At 38.5% G+C, this 14,995-nt stretch carries 18 protein-coding genes; 4 read left to right on the forward strand and 14 right to left on the reverse strand.

The features are described from left to right. Window positions 1-49: 49 nt before the first annotated feature. The gene (locus LIS78_RS20735; protein ID WP_252284294.1) at window positions 50-1,255 is read left to right on the forward strand and encodes an ATP-binding protein; all 1,206 of its coding nucleotides are present in this window, start codon (window positions 50-52) and stop codon (window positions 1,253-1,255) included. A 24-nt stretch (window positions 1,256-1,279) separates the two neighbouring features. Here LIS78_RS20735 and LIS78_RS20740 read toward each other — a convergent pair whose 3' ends face one another. The 3 genes from LIS78_RS20740 to LIS78_RS20750 form a co-directional block, all read right to left on the reverse strand. After that, window positions 1,280-1,468, reverse strand: a complete 189-nt coding sequence (locus LIS78_RS20740; RefSeq protein ID WP_252285372.1) for a hypothetical protein — start codon at window positions 1,466-1,468, stop codon at window positions 1,280-1,282. Between the two features lie 133 nt (window positions 1,469-1,601). Beyond that, window positions 1,602-2,087 (reverse strand): metal-dependent hydrolase, encoded by a 486-nt coding sequence (locus tag LIS78_RS20745; protein ID WP_025750238.1) that lies wholly within the window; start codon window positions 2,085-2,087, stop codon window positions 1,602-1,604. A 116-nt stretch (window positions 2,088-2,203) separates the two neighbouring features. Then, a complete protein-coding gene (locus LIS78_RS20750; RefSeq protein WP_014458527.1) occupies window positions 2,204-2,371 on the reverse strand; it encodes a hypothetical protein in 168 nt (55 codons plus the stop codon). A 124-nt stretch (window positions 2,372-2,495) separates the two neighbouring features. Between LIS78_RS20750 and LIS78_RS20755 the strand changes: the two genes are divergently transcribed. Then, window positions 2,496-2,738 (forward strand): hypothetical protein, encoded by a 243-nt coding sequence (locus LIS78_RS20755; protein WP_028410878.1) that lies wholly within the window; start codon window positions 2,496-2,498, stop codon window positions 2,736-2,738. A 36-nt stretch (window positions 2,739-2,774) separates the two neighbouring features. Here LIS78_RS20755 and LIS78_RS20760 read toward each other — a convergent pair whose 3' ends face one another. The 4 genes from LIS78_RS20760 to gabT form a co-directional block, all read right to left on the reverse strand. Next, the gene (locus tag LIS78_RS20760; RefSeq protein WP_209150613.1) at window positions 2,775-4,199 is read right to left on the reverse strand and encodes an NAD-dependent succinate-semialdehyde dehydrogenase; all 1,425 of its coding nucleotides are present in this window, start codon (window positions 4,197-4,199) and stop codon (window positions 2,775-2,777) included. Window positions 4,200-4,230: 31 nt separating this feature from the next. Continuing rightward, window positions 4,231-5,601, reverse strand: a complete 1,371-nt coding sequence (locus tag LIS78_RS20765; RefSeq protein WP_252284295.1) for a sigma-54 interaction domain-containing protein — start codon at window positions 5,599-5,601, stop codon at window positions 4,231-4,233. A 139-nt stretch (window positions 5,602-5,740) separates the two neighbouring features. After that, window positions 5,741-5,920, reverse strand: coding sequence for a hypothetical protein (locus LIS78_RS20770; protein ID WP_229754530.1), 180 nt, complete (start codon window positions 5,918-5,920; stop codon window positions 5,741-5,743). Window positions 5,921-6,071: 151 nt separating this feature from the next. Beyond that, on the reverse strand, window positions 6,072-7,427 hold the full coding sequence (gene gabT, locus LIS78_RS20775; protein WP_014458523.1) for a 4-aminobutyrate--2-oxoglutarate transaminase: 1,356 nt from the start codon (window positions 7,425-7,427) through the stop codon (window positions 6,072-6,074). Window positions 7,428-7,703: 276 nt separating this feature from the next. Here gabT and LIS78_RS20780 point away from each other — a divergent pair, with 276 nt between their 5' ends. Beyond that, window positions 7,704-8,129, forward strand: a complete 426-nt coding sequence (locus LIS78_RS20780; protein WP_013058765.1) for a DUF2621 domain-containing protein — start codon at window positions 7,704-7,706, stop codon at window positions 8,127-8,129. 31 nt (window positions 8,130-8,160) lie between these two features. Here the strand turns inward: LIS78_RS20780 and LIS78_RS20785 are convergent, their stop codons facing one another. From LIS78_RS20785 to LIS78_RS20795, 3 genes are all read right to left on the reverse strand, one after another. After that, complete coding sequence (locus LIS78_RS20785; protein ID WP_013058766.1) at window positions 8,161-8,652, reverse strand: CcdC family protein; 492 nt, start codon at window positions 8,650-8,652, stop codon at window positions 8,161-8,163. Window positions 8,653-8,757: 105 nt separating this feature from the next. Then, complete coding sequence (locus LIS78_RS20790) at window positions 8,758-9,315, reverse strand: DUF2179 domain-containing protein (protein ID WP_013058767.1); 558 nt, start codon at window positions 9,313-9,315, stop codon at window positions 8,758-8,760. Window positions 9,316-9,526: 211 nt separating this feature from the next. Continuing rightward, window positions 9,527-10,234 (reverse strand): cytochrome c biogenesis CcdA family protein, encoded by a 708-nt coding sequence (locus LIS78_RS20795; RefSeq protein ID WP_116075867.1) that lies wholly within the window; start codon window positions 10,232-10,234, stop codon window positions 9,527-9,529. 139 nt (window positions 10,235-10,373) lie between these two features. Here LIS78_RS20795 and LIS78_RS20800 point away from each other — a divergent pair, with 139 nt between their 5' ends. After that, entirely contained in the window at window positions 10,374-10,550 is a 177-nt protein-coding gene (locus tag LIS78_RS20800; protein ID WP_013084718.1) for an aspartyl-phosphate phosphatase Spo0E family protein, read from the forward strand. A 21-nt stretch (window positions 10,551-10,571) separates the two neighbouring features. On the opposite strand, the gene LIS78_RS20805 is transcribed toward LIS78_RS20800, so the two are convergent. The 4 genes from LIS78_RS20805 to sirA form a co-directional block, all read right to left on the reverse strand. Then, complete coding sequence (locus tag LIS78_RS20805; protein WP_252284296.1) at window positions 10,572-12,377, reverse strand: ABC transporter ATP-binding protein; 1,806 nt, start codon at window positions 12,375-12,377, stop codon at window positions 10,572-10,574. Further along, entirely contained in the window at window positions 12,367-14,130 is a 1,764-nt protein-coding gene (locus LIS78_RS20810; RefSeq protein ID WP_252284297.1) for an ABC transporter transmembrane domain-containing protein, read from the reverse strand. The genes LIS78_RS20805 and LIS78_RS20810 overlap by 11 nt, the downstream gene beginning before the upstream one ends. A gap of 90 nt (window positions 14,131-14,220) precedes the next feature. Beyond that, window positions 14,221-14,433 carry a YneF family protein gene (locus LIS78_RS20815; RefSeq protein WP_013058772.1) on the reverse strand — a complete coding sequence of 71 codons (213 nt, stop codon included), beginning with the start codon at window positions 14,431-14,433 and terminating at the stop codon, window positions 14,221-14,223. Between the two features lie 90 nt (window positions 14,434-14,523). Beyond that, a complete protein-coding gene (sirA, locus tag LIS78_RS20820) occupies window positions 14,524-14,964 on the reverse strand; it encodes a sporulation inhibitor of replication protein SirA (protein ID WP_013084721.1) in 441 nt (146 codons plus the stop codon). Window positions 14,965-14,995 lie beyond the last annotated feature (31 nt).

Raw genomic sequence — 14,995 nt, forward strand, 5'->3', positions numbered from 1 at the left:
TATATGCTTGAGAACTCTCTCATTGCATAGATCTGATTGGAGTGATTCGATGCCCGTTTGTCCTTCTTGTAACTATAAGGAAGATTATAATTTTTGCAGAATGTGCGGCACTCAAGTTCGGCACACCTTCACCAACCAAGAAGATCAGCTTTTTTATCCATTAAAAGATCGAATCATTACGGATAACAATGAACCAAAGCATCAAGCTATTTTATCTCATACCCATGATTTAGTATGTGCTATTACTGAAGATGGCATTTATGAATACGCTTCTCCTTCTTACGCTAAAACGTTAGGCATTTATCCTGATGAGCTTATTGGACAACATGTGCTTATTAATGCGTATCCCGAAGACAAACACATAATCTCGACTATTTTAGCTAACATGAGCAAAACAAAAGATGCCTCCACATTTGAATACCGAAAATTTCACGTGAACGGCACCATCGTTTTATTAGAATGTAAAGGCGCTCCAATTATCACATCCACTGGAGAAATCGAAGGGTTTGTATTTGTCTCACGAGACGTAACAGAAAAAAGACAAGCAGAGAAAAAGATCCAGAATTCAGAAAAACTTTCTGTCATTGGTCACCTTGCTGCAAGTATTGCACACGAGGTTAGAAATCCTTTGACAACCATTAAAGGGTTTGTACAATTGTTCAGTGAGACACAGCAGCCGAAAAAAACAATGATTTATCGAGATCTCATTCAGCATGAACTTTCACAAATTGAACATATCATTACAGAGTTTATGAGTTTAGCTAAACAAGAGTACGTATATACAGACAACCTTGTTATTACCGACTTGTTAGATGAGGTATTAAAGCAATTTGAACCGGCTACTGGAGTCAAAAACATCCATATCTTTCGTCATTATCCAAAAGAACATCCTCTGCTCGTTAGTGGGCAAAAAACACAGCTAACCCAAGTATTTATTCATATTATACAAAATGCTATTGATTCGATGGAAAGCGGCGGCAAGCTGGCGGTATCGATTGAAAAATCAGCTAGAGAAACGCTGTGCATTGTGATAAAAGACAGTGGATGTGGAATTGATTCAAAGCGTATCCCTCATATAGGAGAGCCTTTTTATACAACAAAAGAACGAGGAATAGGCCTGGGACTAACAATTTGCAACAAAATTATTAACGAACATAATGGTTTTTTTCATGTATCCAGTGAAAAAAATGACGGCACAAGTATTACCATTACCCTTCCTATGAAAACGACTGAACTTTACGTAGTGGAAGCCTAAAAGAGAGGTTGAGACATAACTAAATCACTTCCATTTAAAGACGAACAAATTAGATAAATGCTCTAGTATAAATGGCCTTTTACACCGCTGTTGATATCCGTACAAGGCTTCGCTTTCCGCGGGCGGCCGATGAGCCTCCTCGCCTCTAGGCTCCTGCGGGGTCTCATCTAGTCCGCTTTTCCCGCAGGAGTCTTCGCCTTGCCCTCCAATCAACCGCTAGAAGCAACTAAACAGATGAGACCTACGTTCACCATTCCAATAAAAAACGAACCACCAATCAAACATTTTGATCAATAGTTCGTCATTCACCTTGGCTAACATACTTTTGTCCCAGCCTCTTCTTCCTTTAAAACAGCTGGGTGTACAGCTGATACTTATAAAGCATATAGAAACTTCCTATCACTGCCAGGTAAAAGATGAGAGTCTCTGCTCCGCTACCTGTTTCATATGTTAAAGGAGGCTTAAACTTCTTCTTGCTAAGAGGTGAGAAAAAAGGTACCCCTCGTTTAGAAAAGAAATCTCCAAGAATATGAAAAGCGTATCCATAGGCTATTCCTAATGTAAAGTCATTGTCATACATCGTATGTAAATAAAAAATAAGTCCGCTTGCAAGAATAGAATGCGTAATACCTCGGTGTCCAAAAATAGATTTAATTATTTTTGCGAGACCAAGAGATCTTCTACCAATATATGAATTTGGTTCATCAATATCAGGAAGCAGTGCTCCAATCGCGATGCCTACAACATAAGGAAATGTAAACGAAGCGTCTCCTGTTATAGCCACGCCGGCACCGGCAGCAATCGATGTTGCAATATGTGTGTGATATCTCAAATATGCCACCTTCTTTCTTTTTCAACTTAAGGCAAGCACTGTGACCAAAATCACACATACGTTCGCCCAACGTTAACTATAAGTGAAGGTGGTAAAAATGTCAAAATAATCTATGATTACGTAAGCTGCAGACCGACTAACCCGATAAGCATCACAAGAAAACTAATAAGAGTACCCTTTCCATTTTTCTTTGCTCTTCCATCTTTTTTGACAATAGAATAAATCCACGTACTCGAATACACAGCGAATCCAAGAAAACCAAATAACGTGATATATGTAAACATACCGAAACTCCTTTGCTTGTCATTACTATTAACTATACGAGATTTTATAAAAAAAAACAAAGTAGTATGACGGCTTGTTTAATATCTCTTTCTTTTTCTTATACTAGGAAAAGGAGGGATGGCTATGCAACAGAAGCAGCTGGAAGATATATTCGACTTTTATGGGTTAAGTGAGGTTTATCGCGGCAATTTTGAGGACGTTGAACACCACTGGTTATTTAAAGACGTGGAGGCAACTATACTTGAAGATTTTTTTAACTCTCACGATTGCGAAGATCTTGAATGCTGTACTCTAGAAGAATTTTGTTTTTTATTCATGAATTTCCAATCCATACATGCACAAATTCCCCACGTGTACTATTACTAAAAAAGTGATTTCGCAGGAAAGCGAAATCACTTTTTGTTAAAAGCCTAAAGAAATATATTTTACTTCTAAATATTCTTCGATTCCATAATGTCCGCCTTCGCGTCCAAGTCCACTTTCTTTAAAGCCGCCAAACGGCGCTTGTGGGGTAGAAGGTAGTCCATCATTTAGCCCTACAATACCATATTCTAAAGCTTCAGCAATACGGATAGCTTCTGAAATATTTTCAGTGAACACATAGGCTGCTAATCCGTAAGGCGAGTTATTTGCACGGCGAATAACTTCTTCTTCTGTTTGATACGTCGCAATTGGAGCAATTGGTCCGAATGTTTCTTCGTACATACAAAGCATATCGTCCGTTGCACCATCTACAACCGTAGGTTCAACAAACAGTCCGCTGCCCTCTTCACGTACAGATCCTCCCGTTAAGACATTCCCGCCTTTTTCTACAACATCAGCTAAATGGCGCTTTACTTTTTCTAACGCTTTTTCATCGATTAAAGGTCCGATATCCGTACCTTCTTCTAAGCCGTTTCCGACTTTCAGCTGACTAACAGCTGCTGCAAACTGCTCTGCGAACGGTTTAGCAATAGACTCGTGCACGTAGATGCGGTTTGTACATACGCATGTTTGACCAGCGTTACGGAATTTAGAAGCAATTGCATTTGTTACTGCTTTATCTAAATCAGCATTTGCTGTTACGATAAACGGAGCGTGTCCGCCTAATTCTAAAGACACTTTTTTAACCGTATCAGCTGCTCCGCGCATTAACAGTTTACCTACTTCTGTAGAGCCCGTAAACGATAGTTTACGTACACGTCCATCTTGAAGCCACGCTTCTCCAATCGCTTTTGCATCTCCCGTAACTACATTAATTACGCCTTTTGGAATACCCGCTTCTTGTGCCAGCTCTGCTAGTCGAAGAGCCGTTAGTGGCGTTTGTTCTGCCGGTTTAATAACCGCTGTACATCCAGCTGCTAAAGCTGGCGCTACTTTACGCGTAATCATAGCTGCCGGGAAGTTCCAAGGTGTAATAGCTGCCATGACTCCCACAGGCTGCTTATGAGCAAATAATCGTTTATTAGGAGAAGAAGCTGGAATTGTTTCTCCGTAAATGCGTTTTCCTTCTTCTGCGTACCATGAAACGAATCCGTTGGCATAGCCAATTTCACCTTTTGCTTCTTTAAGAGGCTTGCCTTGCTCGACTGTCATTATTTCAGCAAGTTCATCGGTGTGTTCTTCGATCAGCTGATGCCATTTAAATAATAATTTACCGCGCTCTTCTGCTGTTTTTTTAGACCAAGTTTGAAACGCTTCATAGGCAGCATCTGCTGCTAGCTTAGCTTCTTTCTCTCCACCTTTTGCAACAGTAGCCACTACTTCATTTGTTGCTGGATTTACCACTTCGTATGTATCATTTGCTGAAACAAATTCTCCGTTAATATATAAGTTTGCTTGCTTCATATTTCTTCACTCCCTGCTTAAATTTATCTACTCAATGTTCTGTGCTGTCCGAAACGTACTTTCGAATTTTACGACTGGCTTGTGATTGGCTAATACCAAGCTGTTCTGCTACTTTGTAAGACGACCTATGCTGTTCAAACGCCTTTATGACCATCTCTTTTTCCACATGTTCAATCATTTCAGGAAGCGTATGGACAGGTTGATCGATAGCAAACTCTTTTGCAAAAGGCAAATCTTTAAGCGTAATCATTTCTTCCCCTGTAACAACCAGACGCTCAATGATATTTTCCACTTCACGAACGTTTCCTTTCCATTCTTGTCCTAAAAATGCATCTAACGCCTTTGGTGATAAACGTACATTACGTTCGTATACCGTATTAAAATGGTGAAGAAACTGATAGACAAGCGGCAGAATATCTTCTTTTCGCTCTCGTAAAGGAGGAATGGTAATCGGCACTACGTTAAGTCGATAGTACAAATCACGTCTAAACTTTCCTTCTTCCACCATTTGTTCTAGATTTTGATTCGTAGCAGCAATAATTCGTACGTCTATTGATACTGCTCTTGTTGAGCCCACGGGACGAATTGTACGGTCTTGCAGCACGTGGAGCAACTTACTTTGTGCTGAAAGAGAAAGTTCACCAATCTCATCTAGAAAAAGCGTGCCTTCGTTCGAAAGCTCAATGATCCCTTTTTTCCCTTCTCGAAATGCTCCAGTAAACGTACCGCCTTCATAGCCAAATAGCTCTGATTCAATAAGCTGTTCAGGAAGCGCTGCACAATTAAGTTCATGATACGGCTGCTGTTTTCTTGTACTAAGCTGGTGAAGCAGTTTTGCTACTCTGCTTTTTCCTACCCCTGTTTCTCCAAGTAAAAGAACGGTTGTATTTACAGAAGCAACTCGTTGAATGGTTGAAAAAACTTTTTTCATCGCTTCACTTTTTGTCACGATGCCTTCTAAATCCACGGCTTCGTTTAACTCTTTTTTATAGTTTTCAAGCTGTTCTTCCATCTCTTCTACTTTTCGTTTTAATTCCATTAAGTCTGTTAGATCTCGAGAATAGCTAATAACGCTTTTTAAATGCCCGTCGTTTATAAATACCGGCCTTGTCCGCACATGAAGATACCGGCCGGAGTTTGTTTTTTGAACCAATTCAATCGCTTGATTAGATTCAATCACTTTTAACGTGGCCGAAGGATAAAAAATACCCATTTCCTGCAGTTCTTTTACGTGCTTTCCAATAAAATCTTCCACTTTCAAAGCATAGTTTTTTTCACACTCTGAATTTACAACTAACACATATCCATTTGCATCAGTTACAAAGATTTCATCAAATGATGACTCAAATATATCGTAAAGTTCGTCGTTAATTTGCTGAATATGCTTTTTATGAATGGTCATTTGAATCACCTTTTCGTCAAAAAATAATTATTATTTTATTTTATCAGAAAATGAAAAATCTATAAATAGAGTGTCCAAACATACCCATTCTTTGTGATTCATGAAGAATGAAGTTGAGACATAACTAAATCCAGCCCATTTAAAGACGAACCAGTAGGATAAAGGAGCTCGTATGAATCGCTTGTGACACCGCTGTTGATTTCCGTGCAAGATTTCGCTTTCCGCGGGCGGCCGGTGAGCCTCCTCGTTGCTTCCGCTCCTGCGGGGTCTCACCTGTTCCGCTTTTCCCGCAGGAGTCTTCGTCTTGCCCTCCAATCACCAGCTAGAAGCAGCCACATACATGAAACCTGCGTTCACCATCGCCATGAAAAATCCGAACGAGTTGGATTCTTCATCAAAAATCTCGATTCATCGTTCGGATCTTTCTTCAACTAAAATACGTTTGTCTCAGCCTCATGCCACAATTTCTCTTATACTTCAACCGTTTGCTGTACGCTTGCTTCTAGTGCTGCTTCAAAAATAGCTAAGCCTTCTTCTAACTGCTCATCCGTAATAACAATTGGCATTAAGATACGAAGAACGTTTCCAAATACTCCTGCGCTAAGCAATAATAATCCACGCTTGTTTGCTTCTTTTACGATGCGCTGTGTAAGCTCTTTGTCCGCTTCTTTTGTTTCACGGTCTTTCACAAGCTCAATCGCAGACATCGCTCCTAATCCGCGAATATCACCGATACAGTCATATTTTTCTGCTAGTTTTTCAAATCGTGATGTTACCACTTTTCCAAGGTACTCACCGCGTTCATTTAGCTTTTCTTCTTCAATGATATCAAGTACAGCTAAAGCTGCTTCACATCCAAGAGGACTTCCACAATACGTTCCGCCAAGCTCACCAGGATTAGATTCATCCATGATTTCAGCACGGCCAATGACACCGCTGATTGGTACGCCAGCTCCTAGTGATTTTGATACCGTAATTAAATCAGGCTCAACGTCAAAATGTTCAATACCGAAGTAGCGGCCTGTACGTGCAAATCCTGCTTGAATTTCATCTGATACAAATAAAATTCCGTGCTCTTTACATAATTGATACACTTCTTGCACAAAACGTTTACCTGGAACAATGAAACCACCTTCACCTTGAATCGGCTCCATTACAACAGCTGCAATCGTTTCCGGTGCTACTTCTGTATTTAAGAAGTTTTTGAATTCTGTAATCATGAAATCTTCGTATGCTTCAACTGATAACCCTTGTGGACGGCGATACTCATAAGGATATGGAGCTTTGTATACTTCAGGAGCAAACGGTCCAAATTCATATTTATATGGTTTTACTTTACTTGTCATTGTCATTGTCATTAATGTACGACCATGGAAACCGCGGTTAAAGGAAATAATTCCTTGACGCTTTGTATATTTACGAGCAATTTTCACTGCGTTTTCTACAGCTTCTGCTCCGCTATTTAAAAGTAATACTTTCTTGTCAAATTCACCAGGTGCAATTGCTGCTAATCTTTCTGCAAGCTCTACATATGACTCATACATCATTACATTAAATCCTGTGTGAATAAAACGGTCTACTTGCTTGTGAAGCGCTTCTTTCACTTTTGGATGACTGTGCCCTACATTGATTGTGCCAATTGCCCCTACGAAATCAATAAACGTATTGCCATCGACATCTTTAACGATCGCCCCTTCAGCCGTATCAGCAAATGTCGGAATGCCATAACTTACGCCTTTCGGAATGGCACGGTGTCTTCTATCTAATAATTGCTTTGCATTTTCTCCCGGTAAATTTGTTGCTACTTTGCTAAAAGTTTGACTCATTTTTTATCTTCCTCTCATATTAAATAATTCTTCAATTAGTTTATATGCAAAAAACGTGCCAACTTTTAAAAAGCTGAAAAATAAGCATTTTTAGATAATTCTAACGATAATTTACTTACCAATAAGTCTATATAAACTTATTGATAAGTCAAAAAAGACTCTTCCCTCACATAAAGTGCAGGAATTTTATATTGCCATAAAAGGAACAAGGCTTTTATAATAAATGTATAAATATAGTAATGTTATGATTAACCTCTTTATAAAGGAGTGAAAAATATGCTAGAGGGCTGGTTTTTATGGGTTATTTTATTTTGGGTTGTCTTTTTAATGAGCATGTTTGCTATCGGCGGATTTTTTATGTTCAGGAAATTTTTAAAGCGCTTACCAAAAGAAGACGGCATGTCTGAGCTTGATTGGCAAGATCACTATCTTTCCAAAACCGTCCACCTTTGGTCAGCGGATCAAAAGCAGCTATTAAACGTTCTTGTTGAACCAGTACCTGAACTATTTCGCGATGTAGCCAAACAAAAAATCGCGGGGAAAATTGGGGAACTCGCAATTGAGGAACAAGCAGCCTCTATAACGGAAGACTTAATCGTACGTGGATACATTTTAGCTACGCCTAAACGTGATCATAAATTTTTATTAAAAACATTAAAAAAGCAAAAAATAGATGCCGTTCCCTATCAGCATTTATTTTAAATCAAAAAAGGTGGCTGCGTAGCCACCTTTTTTAGTTTAATATCGTTGTATTAGCAAGACGATCATTATGCAGCTTTCGTTCGAGCTTTTTGTACGATGTGTACATAGCAATGCGCCAAGGTACAATCATACCAAATGCTAAAATCCAGAACATACCGCCAAGCTGACCAACATCAATTGAAGAACTTAAATATATTTTCATTGCAATTCGAATAATAAGCAAACCAATAATAATGAATGCAAAAGCTTTTGAACGCTTCAAGTAAATATGATCGTCACGAATTTCAAATTTAGACGTTTTAATTAACAGGATTGAGAAAATCATGCCTGCTATTAACGCCTCAAGCAGTTCTGCACCCGTTACTCGAAACATTGGAAAGATAAACATTAACGCTCCCGTACTCATAAAAAAAGGCGGAAGTATAATTTTTTTTGCATTCGTTGGTTTATCAGCAGCTTTCATTCGAACAACTAATATGAAAGAAGCCATAAAAATTGCGACAAGTGTTGAAGCAATAACCAATGAAATCCTTCCTTTACTATAGTTTAGTGTTTACTTATTATTATAATCCAAAAAACATCAGAAGTAAAAGTGCAACAAAAAAACAGAAGAGGATCTCTTCTGTTTTTATTTAGTAGAGGTGATATCTGCTTTTGCTTTTTGCTTTTGTTTTTGCTTTTTCATTGCTTTTAGTAAGAACCCGCCTTTAAATTTACGCGGCTCGTATGAAATAATGAAAGCACGAGGCTCATATTCTTCAATGAATGCTAATAGCTCTTCTTCTCTACTTCTTTTTGTTAAAATGTCTAATCTATAGCGTGCACTGTCTCTTCCTTCTCCTTGGTAAACAGTAACACCAAAACCTTCCTGTCGAAGGCGGTTAATCAACTCTTCATTTTTGGTCATAAGGTTAACTAAGAATGTTGTATATCCGATAGCAAGTCTAGATTCGATATAACTTCCAAGGATAATTCCCACTCCAAACCCAACTGCATATACAACCATAGCAAGCGTGCTTTGATCTCCTGAAAATACAAGGGATAAGCCGAATACATAAATTAACGCTTCAACAAATCCAAAAACCGAGGCATACATACTCATACCTTTGACTAAAAAAATTGTGCGCAGCGTCAAGATCGGTACATAGATCAGTTGCAAAAGCAAGATTAACAAAATATCTTTCAATTTATACACCTCTTTTTAACAATTAAAAATATGACGATTTCATTGTATCACTCCGTATTTATAGAAGATATAGTAAAAATAAATTTTTTCTATATATTTTTTCGAATCATATTCGTGCTTATTTCCTAAGAGCGAAAGTGAACATTTCGTCTCTAAAAAACAAAAAAGAATCTGCCAAGTTCCAGATTCTTTTTTGTATCACTTTCCCTTTTCAGAAGCCCGTAAACCCTCCAAATACGCTCGTTGTATAAATAATAATTTTTGTCATCCAGTCAAAATACAAAACAAATCCCATGCCAATCATTGCGTATCCGCCAACTTTCATCATGGAATTCATATGTTTTTTTAACCAGTTCATTTTCCCAATAAAAAACGTCATAATAAAAAATGGAATAGAAAACCCAAGTGAATAAGTTATCATATACAAAAGACCAGAGCTTGGGTTTGTCGCTGCAAGCGCCATAACCGATACTAAAATAGGGCCCGTGCAAGGAGTCCACCCTGCTGCAAAAGCCATACCAATAAAAGAAGAACCAAAGAGGCCAGCCGGCTTATTTGCGAATCTAAGCTTGTGTTCCTGCATAAGAATTCGAGGCTTAAAAATTCCGAGTACAACTAGACCAAAGAAAATAATAAGAATAGCACCAATCTGCCGGATTAAATCCCTATAGTTAAAAAACCACTGACCAATAAATGACGTCGCAAAGCCAATCATAATGAAAATAATAGAAAATCCAAGCAGAAAGAAAGCTGTGTGAATAAAAGCTTTTCGCTGATGTGACTTAGCGCCTTCCTTTAGCTCGCTAACTGACACTCCCGTTATGTACGATAAAAAAGCTGGGTACAAAGGCAAACAGCAAGGTGAAATAAACGATAAAAAACCTGCGCCAAATGCCAAAAACAAATTTAAATCTCCCACATTTCCCACTTCCTTTTTTTGTTCTTTTTGTTCTTTTTCGTTACCATTTTGTAACCAAATTGTCTTATCTCACTTCTTTCAAATAGTACCATTATCTTGTATAATTAGGTAAACGACTTGTTAGAAGGGATACATAGCATTGGCCAAAAAAGATATTCTATTAGCGATTGAAAAGAAACGAGAAGAACTCATCCGCATAGTCCGAGTAAGTGGATTAAACTCTCCACCTGCTATTAAACATAGTCAAGAATTAGATCATTTATTAAACGTTTACAATGAATTCCCTGCTCAAACGACAGAAACAACCTCTTCATGAAGGTTGTTTCTTTTTTTGCCTTCACTCTATCAATTCTGTATAAGTCTCTTTTACTCCTGTTTCTTTGCTGAAATTCTCTTCTTTTTCACTGTGCTGAAGCTGATACATATTATAGTACAAACCGCATTTGTTTAGCAGTTCAGCATGTGTGCCTTTTTCGACGATTTTTCCTTTATGCAATACTAAAATACAGTCGGCGTGTTGAATAGTGGATAAACGATGGGCAATCGCAATTGTTGTGCGGCCTTTTCCCATATCTCTTAACACTTCTTGAATCGCTTCTTCTGTTTCTGTATCAATGTGCGCTGTTGCTTCATCAAGAATAAGGATTTTGGGATTTCGGATGACCGTTCTTGCAAATGCTAAGAGCTGACGCTGGCCGCTTGATAAAGTGGAACCTCTTTCCACTAGCATTTCATTATACTTATTAGGGAGAGCTTCGATAAATGCGTGAGCTTGCACAAATTCCGCCGCTGCTTTTACTTGTTCATCAGAAAAATGGTCTTCGTGCAGCGTAATATTTCGTTTTACGGTATCTGCAAATAAAAAGGCATCTTGCAGCACCAGCCCTACTTCATCTCGAAGCTGTTTATTTGAAAAAGACGATAGCGGTTTATTATCTATCAAAATGTCTCCTTTTTGCTGCTCATAAAAACGCATTAATAAATTAATGATGGAGCTTTTCCCGCTTCCAGTATGGCCTACTAAAGCCACAGTTTCTCCTTCGTTTACCGTAAATGATATATCAGAAAGCACATCTCGAACACCATCATAGGAAAACGTTACGTTTCTGAATTCTACCGTTCCTTTTTGTACCCCCTGCTTTTGTTCTCCTGTCATGACTGGATTTTTTTCTTTTTCATCCATCAAGTCAAATACCCGAGAGGCTGATACCATCGCTTGCTGATACATAGAAAGACGCTGCATCATTTCATTAACGGGTTCAAAAAAACGATCCAAGTAGTTGATAAACGCGTAAAGAACACCAATTTTAACAGGGCTGTCAGCTACGGAAATACCAAAATAACTGAGCACAAGAATAACGGCTAAAATGTAAAGAATTTCGACTGCGGGCCTCAGCAGCAAACCATCTAACTTAATATTGCGCATCCCCGCTTTGTAATGCTCATCATTAATTTCTTCAAATTCCGAGCGCAGCCGCTTTTCTTGACGAAATAACTGAATAATAGACATGCCTTGCAAAGACTCATGAAGCTTGGCATTTAACTGACTTAGCTTTTCTCGGAGCTGTCCGTAGTAAATAGCGCTGTAATGCTGATAAAGCTTCATAAGTCCCCAAATGAACGGGAAAAGAACTAAACAATAAAAAGCCAGCTTCACATCTAGCATAAACATGGCTATAAAAATACCGATCAAAAATACCCCATTTTGAATAAAAACCGCGATGACTTCCACAAACATTTCTTTCATGGCTTCCGTGTCATTTGTAATTCGAGATACCAGGCTTCCCGTTGGCGTGTTGTCAAAAAAGCGAAGCGCCAAGCGATGAACATGGAAAAAAACGTCAATTCGAATCTGCTGAATAATTTGAAGCGCAATTTTTTGAAACTGCAGAAGCTGAAAGTATTGAACGACAATTTTTAAAAGCTGTAAAAGCAAATAACTGCTTGCAAGCCACACAAGAGGCTGAAGAGGCAAGTACTTAGGAGTTAAATAATCGTCAATAAAAATTTTAATCAAAATAGGCCCTAATAAATCCGCAGCCGTAGCAATTAATAATAGTGTGAACGCTAAAAAAAATGATTTTTTATGCGGAATTGTATAGCGAAACAGACGTTTATGTACCGAAGAGTGCTCAATTTTCATTTTGGATCTCTCCTTCTTCTACCGCACGTTCAAGCTGCTGTCTATCGTACATATCCTGGTACCAGCCGCTCACGCTAAGCAGTTCATCATGAGTTCCTCGCTGAATAATTTTCCCTTTATCAAGTACAAGAATCAGGTCTGCATGAGTAACCGAGCTCAGTCGATGCGCTGTAATAATCGTTGTTCGATTTTGACGTTTTTGCTTCAACGCTTGTAAAATACCAGCTTCCGTTTTTCCATCTACCGCTGATAGCGAGTCGTCTAAAATTAAAAGCTCAGGATCTAATAGAAGAGCTCTTGCAATCGAGATACGCTGTTTTTGTCCACCAGATAACGAAACGCCTTTTTCACCTACTATTGTTTGATAGCCATCTGTAAAATCGAGAATGTCTCTATGTACATTTGCAACTTTAGCCGCTTCTTTAATTTCTTGATTGCTTGCTTCTCTTTTTCCAAACGCGATATTATCAGCGACTGTTGTTGAAAACAAAAAGTGATCTTGAGGAACATATCCAATGCTTTTGTACAATGAATCAAAAGCATAGTCTTTAATGTCTTTTCCTCCCCATAAAACAGCTCCGTCGCTTACATCAAATTCACGAAGCAGCAGCTTTAAAAGCGTGGTTTTCCCAGCACCCGTCTTTCCGACAATACCTAACGTTTGACCGCGAGAAAGTGTAAAATAAATTTCGTTTAACGTGTATTCGTCTTCTTTAACATACGAAAACCTATGAATAACAGCTTCAATATTTCCTGTTGGCATTTCAACACTAGGATGCGCTGCTTCTTCAATCGAATTTTCTTCTTTTAATAAAGAAAATACCCTGTCATATGATGCTCTTCCTCGTTCCACAATGTTAAATAGCCAGCCAAACGCGAGCATCGGCCAAATAAGAAGGCCCAAATAAGTTGTAAAGGTAACAAGCTGCCCCAGTGTTAACTCTTCACTAATAACCATCTTGCTGCCAAAAATAAGAGCAAGTAAAAAAGAAAGTGCTACAATAATCGAAATGGTCGGATCAAACAATGCATCTACTCGTGCTACTTTCATGTTCTTTTGGACAACATCTGCAGACTTAATGCGAAACTCTTCGACATCAGCTGCTTCTTCCCCAAATGTCTTAATGACTTTAATTCCGCTAATGCTTTCTTGAACCTTATCATTTAAAGTAGAAAATGCTGCTTGTGCGTGATGAAACCGCGCATGAAGCAATGTACCATAGTAACTTGTTAAAACGGCCATAAGCGGCATAGGAATAAGGCAAATAAGCGTTAATTTCCAGCTGATTGTGAGGGCCATTGTGCATAGAACAAGCCCTCCTGTGACAATCGAATCCACAAGCGTCAAAACGCCCGAACCTGCAGTTTGTTGAATAGCTTGAATATCGTTCGTTGCATGCGCCATCAAATCCCCAATTCGCCGCCGCTGATAAAAGGCCTGATTCATCTTGGTAAAATGAGTGTAGAGGGTATTTCTCAGCTGCTTGGCTAGTTTAACAGATGAACCAAATATCATAATACGCCATATGTACCTTGTGAAATAGGCCACAACAGCAGCTCCTAGCAAAATGCCAACCATCTGCATTAAGCGCTTTCCATTCAGCGTCCCTTCTTTAATGCCATCTACCGTTAAACCAATAATTTTAGGCGGGAGAAGTTCTAATGCTGCCACAATAATGAGCAGCGCTATCCCCGTTATGTAAGACTTTTTTTCCTGTTTGAAAAACCACCATAACTCTCGAAAAATTTTCATCGTATCCCCCTAGCCCCGCAACCATTTTCTTATATCTATCATAAAACAAAAGACACCCTTCTGAATAGAGAGTGTCTGTCCAATTAACCATTATTTAATTTGGCCGTTCATTGCTTTCATCATTTGGTTAATTTTTTTCTGCGATGGTTTCATGCCCATTTGCATCATCATCATTTTTAACATTTGTTCATTAATTGGTGGATTTTTCTTCAGATAGCTCATCATATATTTACGAGCAATGAAAAATCCTAGCGCTATCCCAACAATTAATGCTAGAACACCAACTAGAATATACATTCCCATGGTATTACTTCCTCCTTCATGTTGTCTAACTTACAGTGTACTAGACCATACGCTATTATACAATATTTCCGTTCCAATTTCCTTAAATAATTACACAAATTTTCTTGTTTTCACAGGCCTCAGCCAGCCGTATTCATCCGTTCCATAATTCACTGCTAAAAAACAAGGATCTAGCTTGCGTAATACTTCAAAAAAAGCTGTCTCAGCATCAACATTGCCATCTCCTTCAATTGTTATACAGCGATTCGTTAATTTTATAGATGCTCGACTTTTTTTATGAGGATATTCCAGCACAAACGTCTCCTGATGAGTAAAAAAATGAGGATAATGAGAAAACGCCTGAAGCAATTCTCGTTGAATAAATGAAATGGGCAGTTGGCGAGTAATGTAATGAACTTGTTTTTGTAAGTGCGTTTCCTGCAAGTGACGTTTCATTCTATATTCAATCAGCAGCTGATAGATGAGCTTTTCTCTTCGAAAATAGGATGATGCAACTTCTTCCTCCATTAAATATACTTCATACGTTCTCACGATTCATCCTCCCTTTCGGCTCGTTCTTTTT

The organism is Priestia megaterium (genome assembly GCF_023824195.1).
GTDB classification, from domain to species: Bacteria; Bacillota; Bacilli; order Bacillales; family Bacillaceae_H; genus Priestia; species Priestia megaterium_D.